25 protein-coding genes are annotated in these 26071 nt (G+C 61.9%); 14 read left to right on the forward strand and 11 right to left on the reverse strand.

Annotated elements, in window-relative coordinates; all coding sequences use genetic code 11:
* Positions 1–400 precede the first annotated feature (400 nt).
* The gene (locus tag HX786_RS13620) at positions 401–1528 is read left to right on the forward strand and encodes a DUF6515 family protein (protein ID WP_178912211.1); all 1128 of its coding nucleotides are present in this window, start codon (positions 401–403) and stop codon (positions 1526–1528) included.
* Here HX786_RS13620 and HX786_RS13625 read toward each other — a convergent pair.
* Positions 1525–2418 carry a cation diffusion facilitator family transporter gene (locus HX786_RS13625; RefSeq protein ID WP_087693591.1) on the reverse strand — a complete coding sequence of 298 codons (894 nt, stop codon included), beginning with the start codon at positions 2416–2418 and terminating at the stop codon, positions 1525–1527. The two genes, HX786_RS13620 and HX786_RS13625, sit on opposite strands and share 4 nt — an antisense overlap.
* A 15-nt stretch (positions 2419–2433) precedes the next feature.
* The gene (locus tag HX786_RS13630) at positions 2434–2853 is read right to left on the reverse strand and encodes a hypothetical protein (RefSeq protein ID WP_017476229.1); all 420 of its coding nucleotides are present in this window, start codon (positions 2851–2853) and stop codon (positions 2434–2436) included.
* 168 nt (positions 2854–3021) lie between these two features.
* Here HX786_RS13630 and hrpB point away from each other — a divergent pair, with 168 nt between their 5' ends.
* Positions 3022–5529: an ATP-dependent helicase HrpB gene (gene hrpB, locus HX786_RS13635; RefSeq protein ID WP_178912212.1), complete on the forward strand. Its 2508-nt coding sequence runs from the start codon at positions 3022–3024 to the stop codon at positions 5527–5529.
* A 138-nt stretch (positions 5530–5667) separates the two neighbouring features.
* Here hrpB and HX786_RS13640 read toward each other — a convergent pair whose 3' ends face one another.
* Complete coding sequence (locus tag HX786_RS13640) at positions 5668–6756, reverse strand: endonuclease/exonuclease/phosphatase family protein (protein ID WP_177055646.1); 1089 nt, start codon at positions 6754–6756, stop codon at positions 5668–5670.
* 40 nt (positions 6757–6796) lie between these two features.
* Positions 6797–7456: a YciC family protein gene (locus HX786_RS13645; RefSeq protein ID WP_003215498.1), complete on the reverse strand. Its 660-nt coding sequence runs from the start codon at positions 7454–7456 to the stop codon at positions 6797–6799.
* A 179-nt stretch (positions 7457–7635) separates the two neighbouring features.
* On the opposite strand from HX786_RS13645, the gene HX786_RS13650 reads away from it, so the two are divergent.
* The 3 genes from HX786_RS13650 (at position 7636) to HX786_RS13660 (ending at position 9648) form a co-directional block, all read left to right on the forward strand.
* Positions 7636–8406 carry a DUF2076 domain-containing protein gene (locus HX786_RS13650; protein WP_178912213.1) on the forward strand — a complete coding sequence of 257 codons (771 nt, stop codon included), beginning with the start codon at positions 7636–7638 and terminating at the stop codon, positions 8404–8406.
* 129 nt (positions 8407–8535) lie between these two features.
* Entirely contained in the window at positions 8536–9012 is a 477-nt protein-coding gene (locus tag HX786_RS13655; RefSeq protein WP_003215502.1) for an NYN domain-containing protein, read from the forward strand.
* 24 nt (positions 9013–9036) lie between these two features.
* On the forward strand, positions 9037–9648 hold the full coding sequence (locus tag HX786_RS13660) for a PolC-type DNA polymerase III (RefSeq protein ID WP_003215504.1): 612 nt from the start codon (positions 9037–9039) through the stop codon (positions 9646–9648).
* Positions 9649–10057: 409 nt separating this feature from the next.
* On the opposite strand, the gene HX786_RS13665 is transcribed toward HX786_RS13660, so the two are convergent.
* Positions 10058–10519, reverse strand: coding sequence for an Lrp/AsnC family transcriptional regulator (locus tag HX786_RS13665; protein WP_003215506.1), 462 nt, complete (start codon positions 10517–10519; stop codon positions 10058–10060).
* A gap of 160 nt (positions 10520–10679) precedes the next feature.
* On the opposite strand from HX786_RS13665, the gene yedA reads away from it, so the two are divergent.
* The 3 genes from yedA to HX786_RS13680 all read left to right on the forward strand — a co-directional run bounded on the left by yedA (position 10680) and on the right by HX786_RS13680 (position 13685).
* A complete protein-coding gene (gene yedA / locus HX786_RS13670) occupies positions 10680–11576 on the forward strand; it encodes a drug/metabolite exporter YedA (protein WP_008436601.1) in 897 nt (298 codons plus the stop codon).
* 48 nt (positions 11577–11624) lie between these two features.
* Positions 11625–12962: a DEAD/DEAH box helicase gene (locus HX786_RS13675; protein WP_003215511.1), complete on the forward strand. Its 1338-nt coding sequence runs from the start codon at positions 11625–11627 to the stop codon at positions 12960–12962.
* Positions 12963–13157: 195 nt separating this feature from the next.
* Complete coding sequence (locus HX786_RS13680; RefSeq protein ID WP_238544249.1) at positions 13158–13685, forward strand: hypothetical protein; 528 nt, start codon at positions 13158–13160, stop codon at positions 13683–13685.
* A gap of 43 nt (positions 13686–13728) precedes the next feature.
* Here the strand turns inward: HX786_RS13680 and HX786_RS13685 are convergent, their stop codons facing one another.
* Positions 13729–14973: a TIGR03862 family flavoprotein gene (locus HX786_RS13685; protein WP_178912214.1), complete on the reverse strand. Its 1245-nt coding sequence runs from the start codon at positions 14971–14973 to the stop codon at positions 13729–13731.
* Between the two features lie 172 nt (positions 14974–15145).
* On the reverse strand, positions 15146–16066 hold the full coding sequence (locus HX786_RS13690) for a histone deacetylase (protein WP_008436610.1): 921 nt from the start codon (positions 16064–16066) through the stop codon (positions 15146–15148).
* 76 nt (positions 16067–16142) lie between these two features.
* On the opposite strand from HX786_RS13690, the gene HX786_RS13695 reads away from it, so the two are divergent.
* From HX786_RS13695 to HX786_RS13705, 3 genes are read left to right on the forward strand one after another with little or no spacing between them, the layout of a single operon-like run.
* Complete coding sequence (locus HX786_RS13695; RefSeq protein WP_003215518.1) at positions 16143–16712, forward strand: GNAT family N-acetyltransferase; 570 nt, start codon at positions 16143–16145, stop codon at positions 16710–16712.
* A gap of 41 nt (positions 16713–16753) precedes the next feature.
* Positions 16754–17623, forward strand: a complete 870-nt coding sequence (tesB, locus tag HX786_RS13700; protein ID WP_177028997.1) for an acyl-CoA thioesterase II — start codon at positions 16754–16756, stop codon at positions 17621–17623.
* Positions 17620–18207, forward strand: a complete 588-nt coding sequence (locus HX786_RS13705; protein WP_177021504.1) for an HAD family hydrolase — start codon at positions 17620–17622, stop codon at positions 18205–18207. Before tesB ends, HX786_RS13705 begins: the two co-directional genes overlap by 4 nt.
* Positions 18208–18341: 134 nt before the next feature.
* Here HX786_RS13705 and HX786_RS13710 read toward each other — a convergent pair whose 3' ends face one another.
* The 3 genes from HX786_RS13710 to HX786_RS13720 all read right to left on the reverse strand — a co-directional run bounded on the left by HX786_RS13710 (position 18342) and on the right by HX786_RS13720 (position 20742).
* Positions 18342–19319, reverse strand: coding sequence for a hypothetical protein (locus HX786_RS13710; protein WP_003215523.1), 978 nt, complete (start codon positions 19317–19319; stop codon positions 18342–18344).
* The gene (locus HX786_RS13715) at positions 19320–20210 is read right to left on the reverse strand and encodes a neutral zinc metallopeptidase (protein WP_003215526.1); all 891 of its coding nucleotides are present in this window, start codon (positions 20208–20210) and stop codon (positions 19320–19322) included. It lies immediately after the preceding gene.
* 115 nt (positions 20211–20325) lie between these two features.
* Entirely contained in the window at positions 20326–20742 is a 417-nt protein-coding gene (locus HX786_RS13720; protein ID WP_008436613.1) for a hypothetical protein, read from the reverse strand.
* A 186-nt stretch (positions 20743–20928) separates the two neighbouring features.
* Between HX786_RS13720 and HX786_RS13725 the strand changes: the two genes are divergently transcribed.
* Positions 20929–21807, forward strand: a complete 879-nt coding sequence (locus tag HX786_RS13725) for a DMT family transporter (protein ID WP_003215531.1) — start codon at positions 20929–20931, stop codon at positions 21805–21807.
* A 5-nt stretch (positions 21808–21812) separates the two neighbouring features.
* Here HX786_RS13725 and HX786_RS13730 read toward each other — a convergent pair whose 3' ends face one another.
* Positions 21813–23147: an MFS transporter gene (locus HX786_RS13730; protein WP_003215533.1), complete on the reverse strand. Its 1335-nt coding sequence runs from the start codon at positions 23145–23147 to the stop codon at positions 21813–21815.
* A gap of 254 nt (positions 23148–23401) precedes the next feature.
* Here HX786_RS13730 and quiC point away from each other — a divergent pair, with 254 nt between their 5' ends.
* On the forward strand, positions 23402–25300 hold the full coding sequence (gene quiC, locus HX786_RS13735; RefSeq protein ID WP_178912215.1) for a 3-dehydroshikimate dehydratase QuiC: 1899 nt from the start codon (positions 23402–23404) through the stop codon (positions 25298–25300).
* 71 nt (positions 25301–25371) lie between these two features.
* The gene (locus HX786_RS13740) at positions 25372–26037 is read left to right on the forward strand and encodes a TetR/AcrR family transcriptional regulator (RefSeq protein WP_003215538.1); all 666 of its coding nucleotides are present in this window, start codon (positions 25372–25374) and stop codon (positions 26035–26037) included.
* The last annotated feature ends 34 nt before the right edge of the window (positions 26038–26071 follow it).

Here is a 26071-nt window from a genome sequence, read left to right on the forward strand (position 1 = left end):
TCGTAACTATTGCGGTGAATTATCTATCCAGGGTTAAAAATTGCGCAAGCACTGTTTATTGACGCAATCTTCGCAATCATCTGCCCGAGGCCGAGGCGTAGAGTTATCAACAGAATCACTGCCCGGACATACAGTCCACTGCAGCCCGCCAATAAGGCCGGCTGCGGCCGCCAACCCCACAGGGTTGCCCCGGCCCCCGGGCTGCATACTGTCCACAAGACGGCGTGAGGTGAGCCAACGTCAAAAGCGTTGAGCCAGGACGAAGTTCTCAAGGGGCGACCGACGGGTCGCCCCTTTTTATTGCCTGCGAAAATACTTCTCGTGACTGATAACCTCTCGCAGAACCGGGCCCCGGTTTTCCAGTCTTACGTGTAGGCCCTAATCCGCAGTGAGGAATAGCATGAAGCGCATCTGGCGTTTGGCAGGTGTTGGTTTGCTGATGATGAGCGTTGGTGCGCAAGTGATGGCCGACGACCCGCCACGCCAGGAAGGCGGTGGTCAGCATGAAAGAGGCCCGGAAGGGCATCCAGGCAATAATCAGCCTCGGCCGCAGAACAACCAACCGCGACCACAAAATAGTCAACCGCGCCCTGTAGCCCCTCGGCCCGAGAACAATCAGCCGCGTCCGCAGAATCAGCATTTCGAAAACAATCAGCCACGGCCGCAGAACCAGAATGTCGAGCGCCCGAATGGGGGTGGCCAGTGGCAAGGTCGTCCACAAGGCAACCAGCAGCAACCTCCGCACCCGGCGCCGCAGCCGGCCAATAACCTGCCGATCCAGGGTCGCCCGGACACCGTGCGCCAGACCCAGGAACCGCGTCCCGGCAATTACCAGGACATCCCGCGTCGCAACGACGGCAACCAGCATTGGCAGGCCGGCAATGGCGGCCAGGGTGGCCCGGGCCGGCCCGGCTTCAACGGGGGTAACGGCGGTGGCAATAACCACCCCAACGATCACCGCTGGCCAGGCCGCCCCGACGGGCACGGCAATGGCTGGGGCCCAGGCCCGCAATACCGTCCGGGTTACATCGTCGACCGCTTCCCCGACCGCAATTACCGCGTGCCGTATCGCGGCCAGGACTACTTCTTCTCGGGTGGCTACTGGTATCGCCCACAAGGCCCGCGCTATGTCGTCGTGACGCCGCCTTACGGGATTCGCGTGCAATACCTGCCCGACTACGCGCGGGAAGTGTGGGTGGGCAGTGCGCTGTTCTTCCTCGCCGCCGGTGCCTATTACACCTACGAAGAAAGCAGCCAGCAGTACGTTGTGGTGCAGCCGCCACCCGCCGCGCCAGCGCCGCAGCCCGTGCCCCAGGGCAATGGTTATGACGTGGTGGCTTACCCGGCCAACGGCCAGTCACCGGCGCAGGTCCAGCAGGATGGTTACGACTGCTATCGCTGGGCGGTGCAACAAAGTGGCTTTGACCCAAGGACCGTCACCTACGCCCCCGACCCGGCCGTGGTGCAAACCTACCGCCAGGCCCAGGGCAACTGCCTGAGCAGTCGCGGGTATCAGGTGCAGTACTAGGCCTTCGCGCCCTTGACCACTTCCTGCGGGTCGGCGTGCACCAGCACTTCGGCTCGCGGGTAGGCGTTGTGGATGGCATCGGCGGCTTGATCGCTGATGCCGTGGGCCACGGACAAACTCAATTCCCCCGGTAACTCCAGGTGCAGCTGCACAAACCAGTGGCTGCCGGAAATCCGCGTGCGCAGGTCATGGGCACCCAATACACCGGGCACGCTGCACGCCAGTTCGAGCATGTGCTGGCTGACATCCGGCGGCAGTTCCTCGTCCATCAGCACCGAAAAACTTTCCCGGGCGATCTGGATGGCGCTCCACAAAATGTAGGCCGCGATGCCCAGGCCGAACCAGGCGTCTACCTGATGAAAACCAAACGCCGCCAGCACCAGCGCCACCAGGATGCTGCCGTTGAGCATCATGTCTGAGCGATAGTGCAGCGAGTCGGCGCGGATGGCGTTGGAGCCGGTTTCGCGGATCACCCGGTATTGCAGGATCAGCAGCGCCGCCGTCAACGCCAGGGACAGAACGATCACGCCAATACTCAGCCATGGCGCGCCCACAGGTTCCGGATGCTGCAAACGCTGGAACGCCTGGAAGGCGATCAACACCGCACTGCCGGCGATGAACAACGCCTGGGCCATGCCCGACAGGGATTCCGCCTTGCCATGGCCATAACGATGATCGTCATCCGCCGGGCGCAACGCGTAGTGCACGGCCAGCAAGTTGAGCAGCGAGGTAACGCCGTCGAGCAGCGAGTCGGTCAGCCCGGCGAGCATGCTCACCGAGCCGCTGAGCCACCAGGCGATGGCCTTGGTCACAATCAGCACACAGGCCACGCCGACGGAAGCGCGGGTGGCCAGGCGCAACAGCCGGGCGTGTTCGGGACTGGTGGTCATGGGGCGGGTCAGTCCTTAAGCGGCGGGTTGCAGGCCCAGGGTGGCGAGTTGTTGCACGCTGCCCTTGAACTGGATCATGCGCGGGTCGTCCAGCGGCAGGTTATGCCCAGTTTCTTTCTGGATGATGGTTTGCAGCTTGGCGTTGTCGACCTTGCCGTCGGCGCCGATGGCTTGCTGGAGTTTTTCCGGGGCCACCTGGGCGGTCTTGCCAGGCTCGAAGTAAATCGCGCCGGTGGCGAAGTCGACACCAAAGGCGATCAGGCCCGGGATCACGTAGAACAGCAGGCCGACCGCATCGAGCACGGCAATTGCCGGGTCGATCTTGCCGTCGATCTGGCCCCGGCGGTCGGGGTAGAAAATCGAGCCGCAGGCCGTCAACTGGCTCAGCAGGGTGACGGCCAGAACACCGCCGATGACACGGGAAGCAACACGCATGGGACTCTCCTTGAACATAATGAAAATGACTATAAGCCAGTCTACAAGGCGACGATGATCAAGTGTGGGAGCTGGCCGCATTCCAGTCAGGACGGGGCCGTGTCGTTGAGACCACCACCGACACCCGGCAGTTCGCCGTTATACTCGCCGCTCTGCTTTGGAGCCAGTATGAATTCGTTGCCAATCGATGATGTTTTACCCGCCCTGCGTGACGCCCTGGCGACGCGCCATGAAGCCGTGCTCGAAGCACCGCCCGGCGCCGGTAAAACCACACGAGTGCCATTGGCGCTGTTGAATGAACCCTGGCTGGCCGGGCAAACCATCCTGATGCTCGAGCCCCGGCGCCTGGCCGCCCGTGCAGCGGCAGAAAGGCTGGCCAGCGAGTTGGGGGAAAAGGTCGGCGAAACCGTTGGCTACCGCATTCGCCTGGACAGTAAGGTCGGCCCCAACACCCGTATTGAAGTGGTCACCGAAGGCATCCTCACTCGGCGCCTGCAGGATGACCCGGCACTCGACGGCGTGGGTTTGTTGATCTTCGACGAGTTCCACGAACGCAGCCTGGACGCCGACCTGGCGCTGGCCCTTAGTCTCAATGGTCGAGACCTGTTTCGCGACGAGCAACCACTGAAGATTTTGCTGATGTCCGCCACCCTGGAAGGCGAACGCCTGGCCGGGTTGCTGGACGACGCGCCGATCCTGCGCAGCGAAGGGCGCATGTACCCGGTGCAGATGCGCTGGGGCCGGCCATTCCAGCCCGGCGAATTTATCGAGCCACGGTTGGTGCAGACCATCCTTGAAGCCCTGCATGATGAAACCGGTAGCGTGCTGGTGTTCCTGCCGGGGCAGGCCGAGATTCGTCGGGTTAATCAGCAATTGGCTGACGCGCTGGGCGATAACCCCGAGGTGCTGCTATGCCCGCTGCACGGCGAACTGGACCTGGCCGCCCAACGCGCCGCCATCGAACCGGCGCCCGCCGGCCAGCGCAAAGTGGTGCTGGCCACCAACATTGCCGAGACCAGCCTGACCATCAACGGCGTGCGCGTGGTGATCGATGCCGGGCTGGCGCGGGTCCCGCGTTTCGACCCGGGCAGCGGCATGACCCGTCTCGACACCCAGCGCATCTCCCGCGCCAGCGCCACCCAGCGTGCCGGCCGGGCAGGGCGCCTGGAGCCGGGGGTGTGTTATCGGTTGTGGTCCGAAGACCAGCATGAAGGGCTGGCGGCGTATTCCAGTGCGGAAATTCTTTCGGCGGATCTTTCCGGTTTGGCCCTGCAATTGGGCCGCTGGGGCGTGGCGCCTACTCAGTTGGTATGGCTCGACGTTCCGCCCACCGCGGCTTATGCACAGGCCCAGGATTTGCTCGAGCGCCTCGGAGCGTTGAGCGATACCAAGCTGACCGCCCACGGCCAGAAAATGGCCGGGTTGCCGGCGCACCCGCGAATCGCTCATTTGCTGCTGCGTGGTCAGGATCTGGGCCTGGCGAGCATGGCCTGTGACGTGGCGGCACTGTTGGGTGAGCGCGATATCCTGCGTGGTGCCGGTGCGGATTTGCACAGCCGCCTGGCCCTGTTATCCGGTGAAGAAAAGGCCCGTGGCACCCAGGGCGGCGTGCAGCGTGCCCGGCAACTGGCGCGGCAATACCGTGGCTATTTAAGAGGCAAGGCAGAGCAGCCGGTGGCTGATCCCGATCATCCGCGCTGGCTCGGAGCCTTGCTGGCGCTGGCCTACCCGGACCGCGTCGCCCAGCAACGGCGGGCGGGCGGTGCCGAATACCGCCTCGCCAACGGCCGTGCCGCGTTGTTCGCCGAAGCCGACAGCCTGATGAAACAACCCTGGCTGGTGATTGCCGATCTGGGCAGCCGCCAGGGCCAGCGTGAAGAACGGATTTACCTCGCGGCGGATTTTGATCCGGCGCTGTTCGACTCGGTGTTGGCCGAGCAGGTGCGCAATGTCGACCAGCTTGACTGGGATGAGCGCGAAGGCGTGCTGCGGGCCGAACGCCAGCGCAAGGTCGGCGAACTGGTGCTCAGCCGCGAGCCGCTGACCGGCCTCGACGAATCTGCCCGCAGCCAGGCGCTGGTCAACCTGGTGCGGCGCAAAGGTCTCGAACTGCTGCCCTGGACCCCGGAGCTGCGCCAATGGCAGGCGCGGGTGATGCTGATGCGTGGTCTGGATAGCGGCAAGGCCAGTGAATGGCCGGATGTCAGCGACAGCGCCTTGCTTGCCAGCCTGGAACACTGGTTGATGCCGTACCTGGGCAAGGTGTCGCGCCTGAGCCATTTCGCCAATCTGGATATTTCCAGCTTCCTGCATAACCTGCTGCCGTGGCCGTTGCCGGCGCGGTTGGACGAGCTGGCGCCGCACCATCTGAAGGTGCCGTCGGGCTCGTCGGTGCGGCTGGACTACAGCGAGCAGCCGCCGATTCTGGCGGTGCGCTTGCAGGAATTGTTCGGGCTGGCGGACACCCCACGGATTGCCGGCGGGCGGCAGGTGGTCAAGCTGCACCTGTTGTCGCCGGCCAGACGGCCCGTGCAGGTGACGCAGGACCTGGCGAACTTCTGGCGCAGTACTTACGCCGAGGTGAAGAAGGATTTGAAGGGGCGATATCCCAAGCATTACTGGCCGGATGATCCGTTGATTGCTGAACCGACTGCCCGGATCAAGCCGAGAAAGTAAGTACATCGCAGATCTAAATTGGGAGCTGGCTTGCCTGCGATGGCATCACCTCGGTCTGTCGGATAGACCGAGGTGCCTGCATCGCGGGCAAGCCCGGCTCCCACACAAGCCAGCTCCCACACTGTTTCGCCGCGTGGCTTACTGCGCGGCGGGCAACAGGAACCGCGCAATCACCGGCAAATGATTGGAGATACGCACCGTATCGCTCTGGCGCACCTTGCTCTCAACCTTCTTGATGCGCGAGCTGTGGAACAGGTAATCCAGCGTACGGTCCGGCCCCTCTACGGTTGGGTCATTCGGGAAATACGTCAGCCACTGGTCCCGGTCAATCCCGCTGGATTGGCTGTTGCTCGGGATCATCGGGTACTTTTCCCACAGCAGGTGCAGCTCACTGTCCGGCGAGTATTGCCCGCGCTTGCCGGGGTCCAGGCGCAGGAACTGTCCCAGCGGCAGCAGGTTGAAATCCCCACCCATCAGCCATGGCGTGCCGCGGCTCTCGAATTTATCCACCAGCTTGACGGTCGCCTGCACCTGTTCCAGCACGGCGTTGTGCCCGGGGGCCGCGCCGTCCAGGCGAGTATTGAGCACGGCCAACTGGCCGCCATCGCTCAACGGCAGGTAGGTCAGCAATAACGCGGGCTTGGGCTGGAACTGACGGCTGATCAGGTTGGCGCGTGCCACCGGCAATTGCAGGCGCTCGGCGTGTTCGATCTGGTAGCGGCTCATGGTCACCAGCTTGCGGCCGACGCTGCCGAAGATATGCAGGTCGGGCACGAAGTCGGCTTTCCAGTCGAAGGCCTGGGCGCTGCACGGGTAGAGGTCGGCCAGGCGTTCCTGGAGCAAGGCCAGTTGGTCCTGGTAGCTGGAAGGCTTGGCGCCTTCGTCGACTTCCTGCAACAGCAGGATGTCGGGCTGCTCGTCGCGGATCACCCGCGCCACTTCGTCGAGGCTTGAAGCCATGTCTTCAACGGTCGGGCGGTCGTCCGGGCCGCTGCCGTCCGGGGTGTCGTACCAGAACACGTAGTTCTTGCCCGCCAGGTACTGCACGTTCCAGGTCATGACCTTTAGCGCCTGCCCAGGCAGCAGGGTCGGCGCACGGGGCGCGACGCAGCGGATGGGCAGGGTTTCCTTGTCGGCAGGGCGCCAGGTCAGGCTGTAGATCAAGCCGCTCAGCAGGGCCGCGAGGATCAGCAGGCCCAGCAAGGTAATGCGCAGTAGTCGGGTCATCGGCTCGGCTTATGGCGTTGCAGGACAGGCCCGGAGCATATCACCGCGCGTCGGCGTCGCCACCAATCAACATGAACAGGCGGAACAACACCACGCTGGTGAACAGTTGCAGGAAGCTTTGTGCGCTGTCGATCAGCAGGCCCAGCAGCGGGTTCGGGTCCGGATAGACGGCCACGCTGGCGCCCTTGAGCAACCACAGCGGGGTCATCACGCACAGCAGGCACACCAGGATCCGCCAGAAATGCCCCCGGGTCAGGCGCAGGCTTTCCTTCATGGCCGACAGCGCCGACATGCCCCGCAGCACCAGCAGGTATTCGGCGAAAGCCAGCACCACCATCAGCCACAGGCCGGGCAGGAAATACAGCGACAGGCCCAGCAGGATCAGCAGCGTGCTGATTGCCGTCAGCAGGGCAAAGCGCGGCCACAGGGTCAGGGCCATGGCCAGCACATCCAGGGTGCGCGGCGATTCACCCCGGGTGCGGGCGTCGAGGAACAGGATCAGTGCGCCGGTGTACAGCGGGTACACCAGCAGCCCGATCACCACGCTGTAACCGGGAAACGCGTCTGGGCCGAGCGTGTGGTCGAGCACCTGTTGCAGCAGGGCTTCGAGGATCACCAGTGGCAGGCACAACTGCACGATGGCGCCCAGGTTGCGCTTGAAAAAGAAGAAGGAGTCGCGCAATACGTCTAACGGATTCATCAGGGTCTTCACAGGCCGAAAAGCAAGGGCGTTACTTTAACCGATCAAGAGCAGAGGCAAGCAAACGTAAACCTTGCGTAAAGACCATTGAAACAATCAGCAACAGCCCCATAACTGGGTTGTACCTTGCACATCGTGCGCAAGGCGAAGATTTCTACCGGCAATCTAACGAGGTCGCCATGAACAGCGAAGAACAAACCCTGATCGACGGACTGTTTTCACGGTTGCAGCAAGCCGAAACGGACTCAGCCCCCCGCGACGCCCAGGCTGAAGCGCGGATCAAGGAACACGTCACTCGCCAACCGGCCGCTGCGTACTACATGACCCAGTCGATTCTGGTGCAAGAGCACGCGATCAAGAGCCTCGATGCGCGGAACAAGCAGCAGGCCCAGCAGATCCAGGAGTTGCAGGACCAACTGCAACAGGCCAGGTCCCAGGCGGCGCAGCCTGCACCGAGCAGTGGCGGTTTCCTGTCGAGCATTTTCGGCGGCGGTTCCCGTGACCCGCAGCCGACCCAGAGCGCACCTGCGTCGTCGGGCGGTGGCTGGCGTGAACCGGCGCGTCCGTCGTTTGGCGGGCAACCTGCGCCGCAGCAGAACTACGGTGCTCCCCAGCAGAACTATCAGCAGCCACAACAGGCACCCGCAGCGCCGATTGGCAGCGGTTTCCTCGGCGGCGCCCTGAAAACCGCAGCTGGCGTGGCCGGTGGTGTGATGCTGGCAGAAGGCATCAGCAGCCTGTTCAGCCACAACTCGCAACAACCGCAAGTGGTTGAAGAGATCATCCGCGAAGAGCCGGCTCCGGCCAGCGACAACGGCAACTGGGGCAACGACGACCAGAAATATGCCGGCAACGACAGCTGGGGCAGCGACAACGCCTCCGACAGCTTCGCCGACAACGACTATTCCGACGACTCCTCCTCCTTTGGCGACGACGATTCCTTCGTCTGACCCACACTCAACCGGGGCGCTTCGTCGCCCCGGGCTGATTTTTCTCGGAAACTCCCGTGTGGCTGGCATACTGGCAACCTTTCCGGGCCTTTGAGTCCGGGGTCCATGCGCGTGTCATGAGGATTTGCGGTGAAAAAGATAGCCGTGTTCGCCGATGTACAAAACCTCTACTACACCGTGCGCCAGGCGTACGGCTGTCACTTCAACTACGCGGCGCTGTGGGCTGACATCAGCCAGCGCGGGCAGATTGTCGAGGCGTATGCCTATGCCATCGACCGTGGCGACAGCAAACAGCAGCAGTTCCAGCAGATCCTGCGCAACCTGGGTTTTACCGTAAAGCTCAAGCCCTACATCCAGCGCAGCGACGGCTCGGCCAAGGGCGACTGGGACGTGGGCATCACCATCGACATCATGGACGCCGCCGCCCATGTCGACGAAGTGGTGCTGGCCTCCGGCGACGGTGATTTCGACATGCTGCTGGACCGCATCATCAGCAAGCACGGCGTCGAAGCCGTGGCCTACGGCGTGCCGGGGCTGACGGCCAACTCATTGATACGCGCCGCCAGCCGCTACGTGCCGATCGAAGGCGCGTTGCTGCTTAAATAGATTTTTGACGGAGTTGGAACAGGTTTGGAACGTATAGCGGTCATCGACTTTGAAACCACCGGCATCCAGCCGAGCAGCAGCTGCCGGGCCACGGAAATCGCCGTGGTCATCCTGGAGCAGGGCCAGATCGTGGACCGCTACCAGAGCCTGATGAACGCTGGTGTGCGTGTGCCGGGGTTTATCGAGCAACTGACCGGCATCAGCAACGCCATGCTGCGCACCGCACCGTCGGCGGAGCGGGTGATGAACGAGGTGAACGAGTTTGTCGGCACCACGCCGCTGCTGGCCCACAACGCCGCGTTTGACCAGAAGTTCTGGGATTTCGAGCTGGGGTTGATCCGGCGTACGCGTTTGCAGAAATTTGCCTGTTCGCTATTGCTGGCGCGACGCTTGATGCCGGCGGCGCCGAACCACAAGCTGGGTACCCTGACCTCATTTGCCCAACTGCCCCACACCGGCAAGGCCCACCGGGCGATGGCGGATGCGGAGATGGCGGCGAACCTTACCGCGCATCTGGCCGAGGAACTGCGTCGCACCCACGGGTTGCGGGAGTTGTCACACGAATTGCTGTGCAGCCTGCAGAAGGTTCCGGCGGCGAAGATCAATGATCATCTGAAGAAGCATCGCGGGTTCTAAGTCGCTTGAGCAGAACTCCATCTTCAACATGACGAAGATCCAAATGTGGGAGCGGGCTTGCTCGCGAATACGGAGTATCAGCAAACACATGCGCTGACTGACACACCGCATTCGCGAGCAAGCCCGCTCCCCCATTAGTTTTGCGGTGTTATCGAGGCTGTAAGCAGTCCAGCGACCGATCCACCACCACCTTCGAATCAGTGAAGCTACTGACGTCATCGCAGGCAAGCCAGCTCCCACAGTTGAGCGAGGGTGTTTCAGGCAACTCGGTCAACTATGGCGATCGTTCCCACGCTCCGCGTGGGAATGCCGCCCTGGACGCTCTGCGTCCGCTCTTCAAGTCGTGACGCAGAGCGTCACCGGATGCGTTCCCACGCAGAGCGTGGGAACGAGCTGCCGAGCGGCGTGTTCAGTTGCCACTCTTCCCATTCCCCTCCAACTGCCCCAACGGCACCCGCCGCTCTATCGCGCTCGACAAGATGATCGAGGTCTTGCTGAACCCGAATTTCGCCACCCGATTGATCAGGTTCTCCAGCTCCGGCATCGAGCCCACCGCCGCCTGCATGATCACGCACGGATCGCCCGTCACCCGATGGCATTCAGTCAACTCGGGAATTTCCGACAGTGCGTCGTAAACCTTCTGGCTCCCATGATTGGTCAACCGCAACTCAATCACGCACTGGATCGGCAACCCCACCTTCGACAGGTCGACCTTGGCCTGATACCCGGTAATCACACCACTGGCTTCCAGTTTCGCCACTCGCTCAGCCACGGCGGGCGCGGACAGGTTCACGGTGCGCGCCAGTTGCGCGTAGGACGCGCGGCCGTCTTCCAGCAGGGCGCTGAGAAGCATACGGTCGTATTTGTCCATGATAAGGCTCCGGGAATGCATAGCTTTCGAAAGCACGGTTTATAGCCTTGATAACCATGTTTTGAAAAGTGTACTGGCGCTTTAAACAGGTTTTGTAACTTATGTTTACGGCCGGGGATTTCTAAAATAACGCTCCCTTGTCCTGCCACAGAGCTGCCCAATGCCTGGCCCACGTCGCTTTCCCTTACCGTTGATCGCCGCCTTTTTTGCGTTGTACGTGATCTGGGGGTCTACCTACCTGGTGATTCGCATTGGTGTGGAGTACTGGCCGCCGCTGTTGCTGGCGGGGATTCGCTTTATGACGGCGGGCGCGCTGATGTATGCCTTCCTGCGCTGGCGTGGGGCCCCGGCGCCGACCTGGGTGCAGTGGAAGGCTGCCGCGAAGATCGGCATTTTGCTGCTGACCTTCGGCAACGGTGCGGTCAGTGTGGCCGAACATACGGGCGTGGCGTCCGGGGTTGCCGCGTTGGCGGTGGCGACGGTGCCGTTGTTCACCTTGCTCTGTGGTTATTTCTGGGGCGCGCGTAATACCCGTCTGGAATGGGCCGGGGTGGTGCTGGGGATTATCGGTATCGCCATGCTCAATATGGGCTCCAACCTGCAATCGAGCCCCACCGGTGCGGCCTTGCTGATTTTTGCGGCGGCGGCCTGGGCCTTTGGTTCGGTGTGGAGCAAGCATTTGCCGCTGCCTCAAGGCGCGATGGCCAGTGCGGCGGAGATGCTGATCGCAGGTTTCGTGCTGCTGTTGCTCAGTGCCGTCAGCGGCGAACACCTCCAAGCCATGCCGCCGCTGGAAGGCTGGCTGGCCCTGGCGTACTTGACCGTGTTCGGCTCGATCATCGCCTTCAATGCCTATATGTACCTGCTCAAGCACGTACGCCCGGCGGCGGCCACCAGCTATGCCTACGTCAACCCGGCGGTGGCGGTGTTGCTCGGGATTGTGTTTGTCGGTGAGACCATCGGCACGGAGGAAGCCCTGGCGATGTTGGTGATTATCAGCGCGGTGCTGCTGATCAGCCTGCCACAGTGGCGAAAGCCAAAACCGGAAATAAGGTAAACTGCCGCGCATTGCGACCTTGCGCTGACTTTTTCCTACGGTATTTCCATGACTTTCGCCACACTTGGCCTGATCGAACCCTTGCTGCGCGCCCTTGAGACGCTTGGCTACCAGACCCCGACGCCGGTGCAGGCGCAAGCCATTCCGGCGGTGCTGGCAGGCCGTGACCTGATGGCTGCGGCCCAGACCGGCACCGGCAAGACCGCCGGTTTCGCCGTGCCGCTGCTGCAACTGCTGACCATGGAAGGGCCGAAAGTCAGCGCCAACTCGGTGCGCGCGCTGATCCTGTGCCCGACCCGCGAACTGGCCGAGCAGGTTCATGCGAGCGTCGCCGAGTACGCCCAAAACGTGCCGCTGACCACTTACGCCGTGTACGGCGGCGTGAGCATCAACCCGCAGATGATGAAGCTGCGCAAAGGCGTTGATGTGCTGGTCGCCACCCCTGGCCGCCTGATCGACCTGTTCCGCCAGAACGCGCTGAAGCTCAACCAGCTGCAAACCCTTGTGCTGGATGAAGCCGACCGCATGCTCGACCTGGGCTTCTCCGAAGAACTGGCGAACATCTACCGCATGCTGCCGAAAAAGCGCCAGACCTTGCTGTTCTCCGCAACCTTCTCCGACGAGATCCGCCAGTTGGCCGGGCAGATGCTCAACGACCCGCTGACCGTCGAAGTCAGCCCGCGCAACGTCGCCGCCAACACCGTCAAGCAATGGGTGGTGCCGGTGGACAAGAAGCGCAAGGCGGAACTGTTTGTGCACCTGATGCGCAAGGGCCGCTGGAAGCAGGTGCTGGTGTTCGCCAAGACCCGTAACGGTGTGGACGCGCTGGTGGAAAAACTCCAGGGCCTGGGCATCAATGCCGACGGGATTCACGGCGACAAGCCACAAGCCACGCGCCAGCGTGCGCTGGATCGCTTCAAGAGCAGCGACGTGCAGATCCTGGTGGCCACCGACGTGGCGGCCCGTGGCCTGGATATCGAAGACTTGCCGCTGGTGGTCAACTTTGACCTGCCGATCGTGGCCGAGGACTACATCCACCGCATCGGCCGTACCGGTCGTGCGGGCAACACCGGTGAGGCGATTTCCCTGGTGTGCGCCGATGAAGTGAACATGCTGTCGGCCATCGAGATGCTGACCCGTCAGACGTTGACCCGGAAGATGGAGCAGGACTTCGAACCGGAGCACCGTGTGCCGGATACCGATGCCACTGGCCAGGTGGTGAAGAAGCCGAAAAAGCCGAAGAAACCCAAGGCTTCGGGCGGCGGTGGTGGCAAGCGCAACCTGGGCAAGTGGGTGGACAGCGGGGAGGCGACGCCGGTCGAGCCTTCGATCAAGCCAGTGCGTAAGGTGCCCGTGTTTAACACCGGGCCGCGGAAAAAGAAGTAGGGCTTGTTGGTTATCAAGTAAACGCATAGTGACTACCGTGAGCGGAGCAATTCCGCTCGCGTCAAGTTGTGCCTCGTCATCCTTGATGAGTTATTGCTTGTGATTTGGATATTTTTTGTAATTGTCGCCGTGTTTAAGTGCTGGAACTTAAAATGCTTCATTTCCACTGAGGTTGAGTCAGAAACTGATTTCTGAATGACGAACTTAGATGGAGATGTAGATATGGCTGTGTTTTTAGTACCTTTTGTTTTGCCGGTCCTGGCGGCGGCGGGCATTATCGGCGGCGTTGTTGTAGACGGCGAAATCAAGAAAGGCAAGGCCGCTGACGAGAAAGCTTTCAAGCAGGTAGAGTTGCGTGTGGCCGAATTAAGGTCCCGGGTTGAAGATCATGCGGCGCGCGGCGAGTATGGGCAGGCAATCCATTCGTTCAGAGAGTTGATGTCGTTGTATGAGGCTAATTATTCGATCAGTCCTGAGATAAGGGCGCCATTGGATAAGTATCTACAGGATATGCTTTATACCAGTCAGGAAGAGGGCCAGAAACTCAGCTACGCCTTCAAGCAGGAATGGAACGATTTGAAACACGGCGATCCTTCCAGACTCTTCAGTGCGTATTCAGGTTATATAGAAAATCTGAAAATTTTACTGCCTGAAGAGGATGCTTTCCTGCAGAAGCAAGTAACAGCTTTTAAACGTGCCTATCCCGATCTAACAGCCAGTTGAGTCAGAGGTAACTTTGCTGCCGGGCGGTGATGGGGTGAGTGGGTCATGCCGGGGTGGCCGGCCTCAACCACTCAAGAACACCGCGCCCTGCCGCCTGCCCGCTGGCAAAACACCCCGTCAGCAAATACCCGCCCGTCGGCGCTTCCCAGTCCAGCATCTCGCCTGCGCAAAAAACGCCCGGCAATTGCTTGATCATCAAGCGTTCATCCAGCGCCTCAAACGGCACGCCGCCTGCGGTACTGATGGCTTCATCCATTGGGCGGGTTTTCACCAGCGTCAGCGGCAGCGCCTTGATATCCACCGCCAGCTGCGCCGGATCATTGAAGTGCTCCGCCGGTGACAGCTCGCGCAAAAGCGCCGCCTTCACCCCATCCAATCCCAACTGACTGTGCAAATGCTTGCTCATCGAGCGTGAGCCGCGCGGCTTGCTCAGCGCTGCGATCACCTTGTCCAGTGGCTTACTCGGCAACAGGTCAATGTGCACCGTGGCCGATCCATCCCGGTTGATCGCCTCACGAATCGGTGCCGACAACGCATAGATCAGGCTGCCTTCGATGCCCGTGGCGGTGACCACACATTCCCCCAGCCGTGGCTTGTCGTCTGCCAGGCCAATGGCGACGTTTTTCAGCGGTACCCCGGCGAATTTGCTGACCATCAACTCGCTCCAGGCCGACACCTCGAAGCCACAGTTGCTCGGTTGCAACGCCGCGTAAGGCACGCCTTTGTCTTCCAGCAACTTCAGCCACGCCCCATCCGAGCCCAAGCGCGACCAACTGCCGCCGCCCAAGGCCAGCAACACCGCATCACCGCGTACGCTTTTGTCGCCCTCGGGGCTGTGGATAAGCAGGCTGCCGTCGGCATTCCAGCCCAGCCAGCGATGGCGGGTGTGGATAACTACGCCCTGGTCGCGCAGGCGCTTGAGCCAGGCCCGCAGCAGCGGGGCGGCTTTCATGTCAGTAGGAAACACCCGGCCGGAGCTGCCGATAAAGGTTTCAATTCCCAGCCCGTGTATCCATTCGCACAACGCATCGGCACCGAACTGGCGCAGCAACGGCGCCATGCACGGCGCCCGTTCGGCATAGCGCGCCAGAAACGCCGAGTACGGTTCGGAATGGGTGATGTTCATGCCGCCCACGCCCGCCAGCAGGAACTTGCGGCCTACCGAGGGCATGCCGTCGTACAGGTCGACCCGGATCCCGGCCTGGCTCAACACTTCGGCGGCCATCAGCCCCGCCGGGCCGCCGCCGATGATGATGACGTGTTGAGATGGGGTTTGAGTCTGGGGCATGGGGATAACTGCGGTTCGGCAAAGTAGGCCGAGCATTCTACCCGAGGATGCTCATGCTGCCTGATCAAAAAACATACAGCCTTCTGCAGGCCAGGCGGCTTATGGCCTGCAGGGGCTTTCACTCAGGTTATCCACAGGCAGTTCCACAGCGATTGTGGGTAACGCGCATAACTCAATGACAGCCTGATGACGTCCAGACGCGCTGCGCGCTGTGGTGCAGGATCCCGTGGCGACGGGCCAGGGCAGGGCGGTCTTTGCTGTAGCCGCCGCCGATCACCCCGACCACCGGAATATCGCGGCCCAGGCAGTGCCGCATCACGCTTTCATCGCGGGCGGCGACGCCTTGGTCTGTCAGCTTGAGGTAGCCGAGGGCGTCGTCCTTGTGCACATCCACGCCGGCGTCATACAGCACCAGGTCGGGCTGATACAGCGGCAGCAGGTAGTTGAGGGCATCGTCGACCACCTTGAGGTAGTCCGCGTCGCCCATGCCCATGGGCAGCGGGATGTCCCAGTCGCTTTGCGCCTTGCGCGCGGGGAAGTTCTTTTCGCAGTGCAGGGACACGGTGATTGCATCCGGGGTGTCGTGGAGGATGCGTGCGGTGCCGTCGCCCTGGTGCACGTCGCAGTCGAAGATCAGCACCCGGTTGACCCGCCCGCTGGCCAGCAGGTAATGGCTGATCACGGCCAGGTCGTTGAAGATGCAGAAACCCGCCGGGTAATCGTAGTGGGCGTGGTGGGTGCCGCCGGCCAGGTGGCAGGCCAGGCCGTGCTCCAGGGCCTGCTCGGCGGCCAGCAACGAGCCGCCCACCGCGCGCACGGTGCGCCGGGCCAGGGCTTCGCTCCAAGGCAGGCCAAGGCGCCGTTGGTCTTCGCGCGACAACTCGCCGCTCATGTAGCGTTCGATATACCCAGGTTCATGGGCCAGGGCCAGAATCTCGGCGGGGCAGAGTTCCGGGCGCAGCAGTTGGCTGTCCCGTGTCAGGCCGCTCTCCACCAGATGGTCACGCAACAGGCGGAATTTATCCATGGGGAAGCGGTGGTCTGCCGGGAACTCGGGGCTGTAGTCGTCGTGGTAGATCAATGGCAAGGGCATGGCGATTTCTGACGGGAACCAGCGACGGATCTTAACAGCGCGTTACACTCACGCACATGGCAAGGGAGGGGGACCAATGGAGCCGATACTGCAATTGGAAAGCGCACGCCTGGTGCTGCGTCAATGGAGCGATGCCGACTTGCCGGAGTTTGCGCGCATGTGCGCCGACCCGCAGGTGATGCGGTATTTCCCGGCCACCTTGAGCCGCCTGGAAAGTGCTGCGCTGATCGGGCGTATTCGCGGCCATTTTGCCGAGTACGGTTTTGGCCTGTGGGCCTTGCAGCGCAAGGACAGCGGCGAGTTCATCGGCCTCACCGGCTTGCTGAATGTGAGCTTCGAGGCCCCGTTCACTCCGGCGGTGGAGATCGGCTGGCGCCTGGCCAGGGAACACTGGGGCCTGGGTTACGCCAGCGAAGCCGCCTGGACTGCCCTGCGCTGTGGTTTCGACCGGCTGAAGCTGGACGAAATCGTTTCGTTTACCACTGAAGCCAATCTGCCATCACAAAAAGTCATGCAGGCCATCGGTATGCATTACGATCCCCTGGCAGATTTTGAACACCCCAAGGTCGCAGCCGATGACCCCTTGCGGCATCATGTGTTGTATCGCATCACCCGCGCCCAATGGTTGGACACGCTGCACGGATAAGCAGCCCGGAATGCCCAATAGATTGTTGTAGGAGATGCTCTATGAGCCAAGTGTTGGAAGATCTGGTGGACCTGCTGACCCTGGAACCGATCGAGGAAAACCTCTTTCGCGGCCGCAGCCAGGACCTGGGCTTTCGCCAGCTGTTCGGCGGCCAGGTGCTCGGCCAGTCGCTGTCGGCGGCCAGCCAGACCGTTGAAGAGGCGCGGCATGTGCATTCGTTGCACGGTTACTTCCTGCGCCCCGGCGATGCGGCGTTGCCGGTGGTGTATTCGGTTGACCGGGTGCGCGATGGCGGCAGTTTCAGCACGCGCCGGGTGACGGCGATCCAGAAGGGCAACCCGATCTTCACCTGCAGCGCTTCGTTCCAGTACGACGAAGAAGGCTTCGAGCACCAGACCACCATGCCTGCGGTGGTTGGTCCGGAAAACCTGCCCTCGGAGCTGGAACTGACCCAGCAGCGCGCGCACCTGATTCCCGAGCACATGCGCGAAAAGCTGCTGTGCCCCAAGCCGATCGAAGTAAGGCCGGTGACCGAGAAAGACCCGTACAACCCGCAGCCGTCCGACCCGGTCAAATACGTGTGGTTTCGTGCGGACGGCGCCCTGGCCGATTCGCCGGCGCTGCACAAATACCTGCTGGCCTACGCTTCGGACTTCGGCCTGCTGACCACCTCGCTGCTGCCCCACGGCAAGACCGTGTGGCAGAAAGACATGCAAGTCGCCAGCCTCGACCACGCGCTGTGGTTCCACGCCGACCTGCGTGCCGATGACTGGTTGCTCTACGCCATGGACAGTCCGTGGGCCGGCAATTCCCGTGGGTTCTCCCGGGGCAGCGTGTACAACCGCGCCGGGCAACTGGTGGCATCCGTTACCCAGGAAGGCTTGATTCGTCATCGCAAGGATTGGGCATGAGCCTCAGTGATGTGAAGCACTGGGTGTTCGACATGGATGGCACCCTGACGGTGGCCGTGCATGATTTTGCGGCGATCCGCGTGGCCCTGGATATTCCGGCGACTGACGACATTCTTACGCACCTGGCGGCGTTGCCCGCCGATGAAGCAGCGGCCAAGCATGCGTGGTTGCTTGCGCATGAGCGTGAGTTGGCGCTGGGTTCGGTGGCGGCGGAGGGGGCGGTGGAGTTGGTGCGGGAATTGGCCGGGCGGGGTTATCGCCTGGGCATCCTGACGCGCAATGCGCGGGAGCTGGCCCATGTGACATTGCAGGCGATCGGCCTGGCGGACTGCTTTGCGGCCGAGGATGTGTTGGGGCGTGATGATGCGCCGCCCAAGCCTGACCCGGGTGGTTTGTTGAAGCTGGCGCGAGCGTGGGAAGTGGCGCCGCAAGAGATGGTGATGGTCGGTGATTACCGGTTTGATCTGGATTGCGGGCGGGCGGCGGGGACGAAGACTGTGCTGGTCAATCTGCCGGAAAACCCGTGGCCGGAGCTGGCGGATTGGCATGCTGAAGATTGCGCGGTATTGCGCCGGATGATTTAGTCCGGTTGATGAAAATCCAATGTGGGAGCGGGCTTGCTCGCGAACGCGGTGTGTCAGTCAATACATAGGCTGACTGATCCACCGCATTCGCGAGCAAGCCCGCTCCCACATTTTTGATCCGGTTTCTTCAGTGGTTATTGGAACAGTACTTTCTGCCCCTCAGGCGACGTAAACATCTTGTCCCCGTTATGCCCAACCCCCGGCACTTCCACCAGCTTGTGGCCCAACTGCGGGTGCCGCTGCTTGAGGTAGTCAAAATAATTGTGCCCGCGAATCAAGCGATACGCGCCCTGGGTTTCAGCGCCGCAGCTCTTGTCCAGCGCCGGGTGATTCGGGTCGGTGTCCTGCTGGCCCAGCAAGTAAGTGACATTACGCGAGACGTAAGCCTGCTCCAGCTGCTCGGCACTTTGCCCCTTGGCGTAGGCCGGCAGGTTTTGCATGCCGTACTTCCAGTCGTTGAAGCCCGGGCAACTGGCAACATCGAATTTCACCGGACGCTGTGGGCTGAAGTACGCGTAGGACGACGGGTTGGCCACCACATAACGCAGGCTGATGCCCTCGGTTTGCAGCAGCGGGTGATCATGCCCGGTCAGCGCAAAACGCTGCACCACTTGGCCGCCACCGGAATGGCCGGCCACCACGATTTCCTTCAGGTTCGGGAACAGCTTGCGGTTGCCCAGGTGCTTGATGATCTGGTCCAGCGCGCCGTAGGAGCTGATCTGGCCCGGGCCTGTGGACGGCTCGCCGGCCATCCAGTCGTTACTGTTCCAGCGCAGGGTCTGGCTGTCGATCTGGTTGCGCTTGAGGTCGGTCTGGTTGAGGAACTGTGGCGCAATCACCAGGGTATTGGCGTTTTGTCCTGCGGCTTCGGCCGCTTTTTCGCCGCTGTCCAGGTAGGTCATCGCGTTGCGCAAACGGCCATGCACGATGATCAGCGCGCGGGTGACTTGAGGCAGCGGCTGGCGCCAGTCCTGGCTCAAGCCGACGCTCAGGTCGCCGGCATCCAGGTGAAAACGATCGGGGCTGACCACCTTGACGCCATGTTCGGCAGCCCAGGTGGAGGAGGAACAGGTGATCAACAAACCTAACAGCAGACCCAGTCGTTTATTCATTTAAAGGCTCTTGGCGGTAAAGGTGTCGCATTGAGTGATCTGGCCCTGGGCGAAGCCGGTCTTGAACCAGCGAACCCGCTGTGCCGAGGTGCCGTGGGTAAACGAGTCAGGCACCACGCGGCCCTGGCCCTGTTGCTGCAAGCGGTCATCGCCAATCGCGTTGGCCGCATTCAGTGCTTCTTCAATGTCGCCGGGCTCCAGCCAGTTCAGGCGCTTTTGCGCGCGGTTGGCCCACACCCCGGCGAAGCAGTCGGCTTGCAGCTCCTGGCGCACCAGCAGGCCGCCGTCGCCTTGCATCTGCCGGCCTTGCTGGCGGGCTGCCTGAATCTTCGCCGAGATGCCCAGCAGCGTCTGCACGTGATGTCCGACTTCATGAGCGATCACGTAGGCCTGGGCGAAGTCGCCGGCGGCCTTGAAGCGCTGGGACATTTCCCGGAAGAAATCCAGGTCCAGGTAGACCTGTTGGTCTGCCGGGCAATAGAACGGCCCGCTGGCGGACGTGGCGCCACCGCAGGCGGAGTTCACCCGACCACGGAACAGGATCAGTTTGGGGTTCTTGTAGGTCAGGCCGTTTTCCTGGAACACCTGGGCCCAGGTGTCTTCGGTGTCGCCGAGTACGGCGCGCACGAAGTCGGCTTGTTCATCATTGGCCGGCGGCGCCTGGCGGGTTTGCGGGCTGACGGAGGGCGCTTGCTCGGTGAGCTGGCCGCTGAGTTGCCCGAGGATCTGCATCGGGTCCTGGCCGGTCAGCCAGCCGATGCCGACGATCAGCACGATGGCCGTCAGGCTCAGGCCCTTGCCGCCCCCAAAACGCATGCCACCGCCACCGCCGCCGCTGTCATCGCGGGCGTCTACCACGTTGTCGCTGCGTCGGCCTTTTTTCCATAGCATGTGGCAATCCTCTTTGTGAACCTGCAGCTCAGTGTTGTTGGTGTGTAGGGTTGGCGCCAGTCCGGCTGTCTGACGATGCTAAACGCTGCGTCGTCCGATCTGTATGAAGCTTGTGTCAGTCGCGGCAATACCCTTCGCCGGTGTCGACGATCAGGCAGTCCTTCTTGTCGGCCAGCCATTTCAGGCCAGTGGCTTCGCCGTCGCCAGCGCTCAGGATCTGCGGGCCGTCCGGGCGTTCAAAGGTGATGCCGTCTTCGGATGCCTGGCCCTTGAAGGTGCCGGAATCGTCGTCATCCAGGCCGTATTTCATGGTCAGTACATAGTGGCCGCGGCCGATGCTGTCGTCCTTGGCGATGGTCAGGTTCAGGCCTTCGACGCCAATCCACTTGCCGACCCATTTGTCGGTGGGCAGCACTTGCGGTACCAACGTTGCCTGGACAGACGGCGGGGCGGGCGCCTTGGCGGTCTCGGCTTGCTTGTCGCAGGCGCTGAGCAGCGTCAGGGTCGAAAGAATCAACAGGGTTTTTTTCATGGTGAGAAAGCCTTGGTTAAAAAACGCGCAGTGGGCGGGGCGGCGTGAAGCGTTGGACTGGAAAACCGCAATTTAGTGCGCTGTTCGAACAGTGTTTGGTTATGCTCTTGAGCGAGGCGCTTTACCCGTTCTAGATTATGCCGCGGTATGCGGCGGTCATTTCAGCCTGCCACTCAAGAGAATGCAATGACCCTCAGTACCCCACTTTCCGGCGTCAACCACCCGCTCAAAGGCATTTTGCTGATTGTGGTGGCGACCTTTCTGTTTTCCAGCCACGACGCGCTGTCCAAATACCTGGCCGGGTTCTACCCGATCGTGATGGTGGTGTGGGCCCGCTACCTGGTGCACACGCTGTTGATGGCCGGGATCTTCCTGCCGCAATCGGGCCTGCGGGTACTGCGCAGCAAACGCCCTTTACTGCAAGTGGCGAGGGCGTTGTGCTTGCTGGGCACCAGCCTGTTCTTTACGGCGGCGCTGCACTTTATCCCGTTGGCCGAGGCCACGGCGGTCAACTTTCTTGCGCCGATCCTGGTCACCGCGTTGTCGGTGCCGCTGTTGGGCGAACACGTGACCCGCGGCCAATGGCTGGCGGTGATTTGCGGGTTTATCGGGGTGCTGATCATTGTGCACCCGGGCGGTGAGCTGTTCACCCCCGCGGTGTTGTTGCCGCTGACGTCGGCGTTGTTCTTCTGCTTCTACCAACTGCTCACCCGCATCCTCAGCAAGTACGACACCCCCACCACCAGCAACTTCTTCGCCGGGTTGTGCAATACCTTGGTGATGAGTGCGCTGGTGCCGTTCTTCTGGCAAGTACCGAGCCTGTGGCACGGGGTGCTGATGCTGGCGCTGGGCACTTGCGGGATGACCGCACACTTGATGCTGACCCAGGCCTTCCGCTTCGCAGCGCCGGCCCTGCTGGCGCCGTTCGGCTATTGCCAGATCGTGTTTGCGGGGTTGTTGGGCTGGCTGGTGTTCAACCACACCCCGGACCTGACCACCGTGGTCGGGATCGGGGTGATTTGCCTGAGCGGGTTGGCCGCTGCCTGGCAGCAGCGGCGCAGGTAGGAAACTCAGACCTCGACGGTCGGAATCTTGCGCGGCGCCATGAAGTACATCCAGATCAGCGCGATGAAGTACATCGCCGGAATCAGGGTGAACAGCACGGTGTAGTTGTTGTTGGTCACGGTCAGGATATGGCCGACGATCTGGGTCATGAACATCCCGCCGATGGCCGCGCACATGCCGCCAAAACCAAACACCGTACTCATCATGTGCTTGGGCGTGTAGTCCATCACCAGGCTCCAGATGTTGGCGGTCCAGGCCTGGTGCGCGCCGATGGCCAGGGAAATCGCAAACACCGCGACCCACAGGTGGCTGGAGCCGGCGGCCATGATCACTCCGACGATGCAGCAGGCAAACAGCAACATCGACAGCAGCCGCGCCTTGATCGGGTTCATCCCGCGTCCGATCAGGAACGAAGACAGGATCCCGCCGCCGATGCTGCCGAAGTCCGCCGTCAGGTAAATGATGATCAGCGGGATGCCCATCTGGGTCACGTTGATGCCCAGGTTGTATTGCTGATTCAGGAACGGCGGCAGCCAATACAGGTAGAACCAGAACACCGGTGCGGTCATCGAGTAGGCGAGGGCGAAGGCCCAGGTGCCGCGCATCCGCAGGATCCGGCTGAACGGTACGCGGGGTTGTTCCGGTTCGACTTCCTGTTGTACGTAGTCCAGTTCCGATTGCTTCACGCTTGGATGGTCTTCCGGGTTGTAGTACTTCAAGCCCCAGAGCACCAGCCAGATCCCGCCCAGTGCCGACATGCACAGGAACGCCGCCTGCCAACCCCACACGTGGAGGATCAGCGGCAGCAGCATCGGCGTCATCATCGCGCCGACGTTGGTGCCGGCGTTGAAGATCCCGGTGGCCACGGCACGCTCGCCAGCGGGGAACCACAGGCGGGTGGTCTTGACGCAGGCCGGGTAGTTGGCGGCTTCGGTCAGCCCGAGAATGAACCGGCAGACCATAAAGCCCACCGCCGAGGTGGCCAGGCCGTGGGCGCCAGTGGCCAGGCTCCACAGCAACACCGCGCAGAAGAACACGCGCTTGACGCCGACCCGGTCGATCAACCGGCCTTGCAGCACAAAGCCGATGGCGTAACCCACCTGGAACCAGAAGTTGATGTTGGCGTAGTCCATCGCCGTCCAGCTCATTTCCTTGGCCAGGATCGGTTGCATCACGCCGAGGGCGGCGCGGTCGATGTAGTTCAGGGTGGTGGCGAAAAACACCAGGGCCAGCATGCCCCAGCGGGTTTTACCGACAGCCATGGCGCCACGGATTTTGTCACCGATGCCGCTATGGGGATTGCTGTGGCCCACGGCCACGGCGGGATTTTGCGAAGGCATGAGGAAGTACCCGTTTTTTTGAAATTTTTATGGTGTGTTCAGGGTCTTGGTTAACCGAGGCCGCTCAATGGAAGCGGGGCTCAATGTGCTGTCGATGGTGCGCAGCGGCTAAAAAATCGTCAATTCGCCGATTGCCATTCTGTTCGATAATCGCCCATAAAACTAACCGGTTCGTACATTTCAATTGCTGTGATGAACCTGGCGGCCAATAATTTGCCGTAAACAAGACATGCCTCAATGCCGGGAGTCGCCCCATGCAACGCTCCATCGCCACCGTTTCCTTGAGCGGAACCTTGCCGGAAAAACTCGAAGCCATCACGGCTGCCGGGTTTGATGGCGTGGAAATCTTCGAAAACGATCTGCTGTATTACGACGGCAGCCCGCGTGAAGTTAGGCAAATGTGCGCCGACCTCGGCATTGCCATCACCTTGTTCCAGCCGTTCCGGGACTTTGAGGGCTGCCGCCGCGACCGCCTGACACGCAACCTGGAGCGGGCCGAGCGCAAGTTCGACTTGATGCAGGAGCTGGGCACCGACCTGGTGTTGGTGTGCAGTAACGCGTCAGCCGATTCCGTGGGCGATGAAAGCATTCTGCTGGATGACCTGAGCCTGCTGGCCGAACACGCTGGCCGCCGGGGCTTGCGCATCGGCTATGAAGCGCTGGCCTGGGGCCGGCACGTCAACACCTGGCAGCAGGTGTGGAACCTGGTGCGCAAGATCGATCATCCGAGCCTGGGCGTGTTGCTCGACAGCTTCCACACCCTGTCTCTCAAGGGCGACCCGAGTGCGATTGCCGAGATTCCCGGCGACAAGATTTTCTTTGTGCAGATGGCCGATGCACCGATCCTCGCCATGGATGTACTGGAATGGAGCCGGCATTTCCGCTGCTTCCCAGGCCAGGGCGAGTTCGACCTGGCGGGCTTTCTCGCCCCCATCATCAAGAGCGGCTACACCGGGCCGTTGTCCCTGGAAATCTTCAACGACGGCTTCCGCGCCGCGCCGACCCGGGCGAATGCCGCCGACGGCCTGCGCTCGCTGCTGTACCTCGAAGAGAAAACCCGCCAGCGATTGGAGCAAGAAGCGACGCCGGTCCCCGAGATCCTGTTTGAAACCCCGGCCGCCAGCGAATACGACGGCATTGAATTCCTGGAATTTGCCGTGGATGAAAACCTCGGTGCCAAGCTCACTTCATGGCTGGAGCGCCTGGGCTTCGTCAAGGCCGGGCAGCATCGATCCAAGAGCGTCAGCCTGTTGCGCCAGGGCGATATCAACCTGATCCTCAATTGCGAACCCTATTCCTTCGCCCATAACTTCTTCGAGGCCCACGGCCCGTCGTTGTGCGCCACGGCGATCCGGGTAAAGGACAGCGCCAAGGCCCTGGAGCGGGCGGTGGCCTACAAGGGCCAGCCGTATCGTGGGCTGGTCGGCCCCAACGAGCTGGAGCTGGCAGCGGTGCGCGCACCGGATGGCAGCCTGATCTACCTGGTGGACCAGCACGAAGGCGGCCTCTACGACACCGACTTCAACCTGCAACCGGCGAACGCCGCCAGCGGCGGCCTGCTGCGCATCGACCACATGGCCATGGCCTTGCCCGCCGACAGCCTCGACAGTTGGGTGTTGTTCTACAAAAGCTTGCTGGATTTCGAAGCCGACGACGAAGTGGTGCTGCCGGACCCCTATGGCCTGGTGAAAAGCCGGGCACTGCGCAGCCGTTGCAGCTCGATTCGCCTGCCGCTGAATATTTCCGAGAACCGCAACACCGCGATTTCCCACGCGTTGTCGAGCTATCGCGGCTCGGGTGTGCACCACATTGCCTTCGACTGCGCGGACATTTTCGCCGAGGTCAGCCGGGCCAAGGATGCGGGCGTGCCGCTGCTGGATATCCCGCTGAACTATTACGATGACCTGGCGGCGCGGTTTGATTTCGATGACGAGTTCCTCAGCCAGCTCGCGTATTACAACGTGCTGTACGACCGCGATGCCCAGGGCGGTGAACTGTTTCACGTTTATACCGAACCGTTCGAGGGCCGGTTTTTCTTCGAGATCATCCAGCGCAAGAACGGTTACGCCGGCTATGGTGCTGCCAACGTGGCGGTGCGCCTGGCGGCCATGGCCAAGTCCCGCAGCGGTGCGGTGCGCCAGGCCAGGTTGTAAGGTGCCGGCGCTTCCTTCGGCGTGCGGCGCGGCCCATAATCAGCGCCTGCACCTAAGGCCGTGAGCGCACCATGACCCTGACCTCCGAGCTTCCCGCCGCGGCCACCGCACCGCGCAAGAGCCGCAAGAACAACCCGGAAAAGACCCGCGAGAACATTCTCCAGGAAGCCATCGTCGAGTTTGTCACCCAGGGCCTTTCCGGCGCCCGGGTGGACGCGATCGCGGAGCGTATCCAGACCTCCAAGCGCATGATCTATTACTACTTCGGCAGCAAGGAGCAGCTCTACGTCGAGGTGCTGGAGAAACTCTACGGCGACATTCGCAACACCGAGACACGGATGAACCTGACGGCCCTGGAGCCCCGGGAAGCGATTCGCCGGCTGGTGGAGTTCACCTTTGATCACCACGATCAGAACGTGGATTTTGTGCGCATCGTGAGCATCGAGAACATCCACAACGCCGAGTATGTAAAGCAGTCGACGTCGATCAAGGCGATGAACAGCAACATCCTCGAAGCCCTTGGCACCACGTTGCGCCGGGGCGCCGAGTTGGGGTTGTTCCGGGAAGGGCTGGAGCCGCTGGACGTGCACTTGCTGATCAACTCGTTCAGCTTCTACCGGGTGTCGAACCGCCACACCTTCAGCGAGATCTTTCAGATCGAGTTGTCGGATGAGGCGGTCAAGCAGCGGCATCGGGCGATGATCTGCGAGTCGGTGTTGCGCTACCTGCAGGCTTGAGTTCAACACCGAGCAAAATGTGGGAGCGGGCTTG

This window comes from Pseudomonas sp. 21615526 (genome assembly GCF_013386245.1).
Lineage (GTDB): Bacteria > Pseudomonadota > Gammaproteobacteria > Pseudomonadales > Pseudomonadaceae > Aquipseudomonas.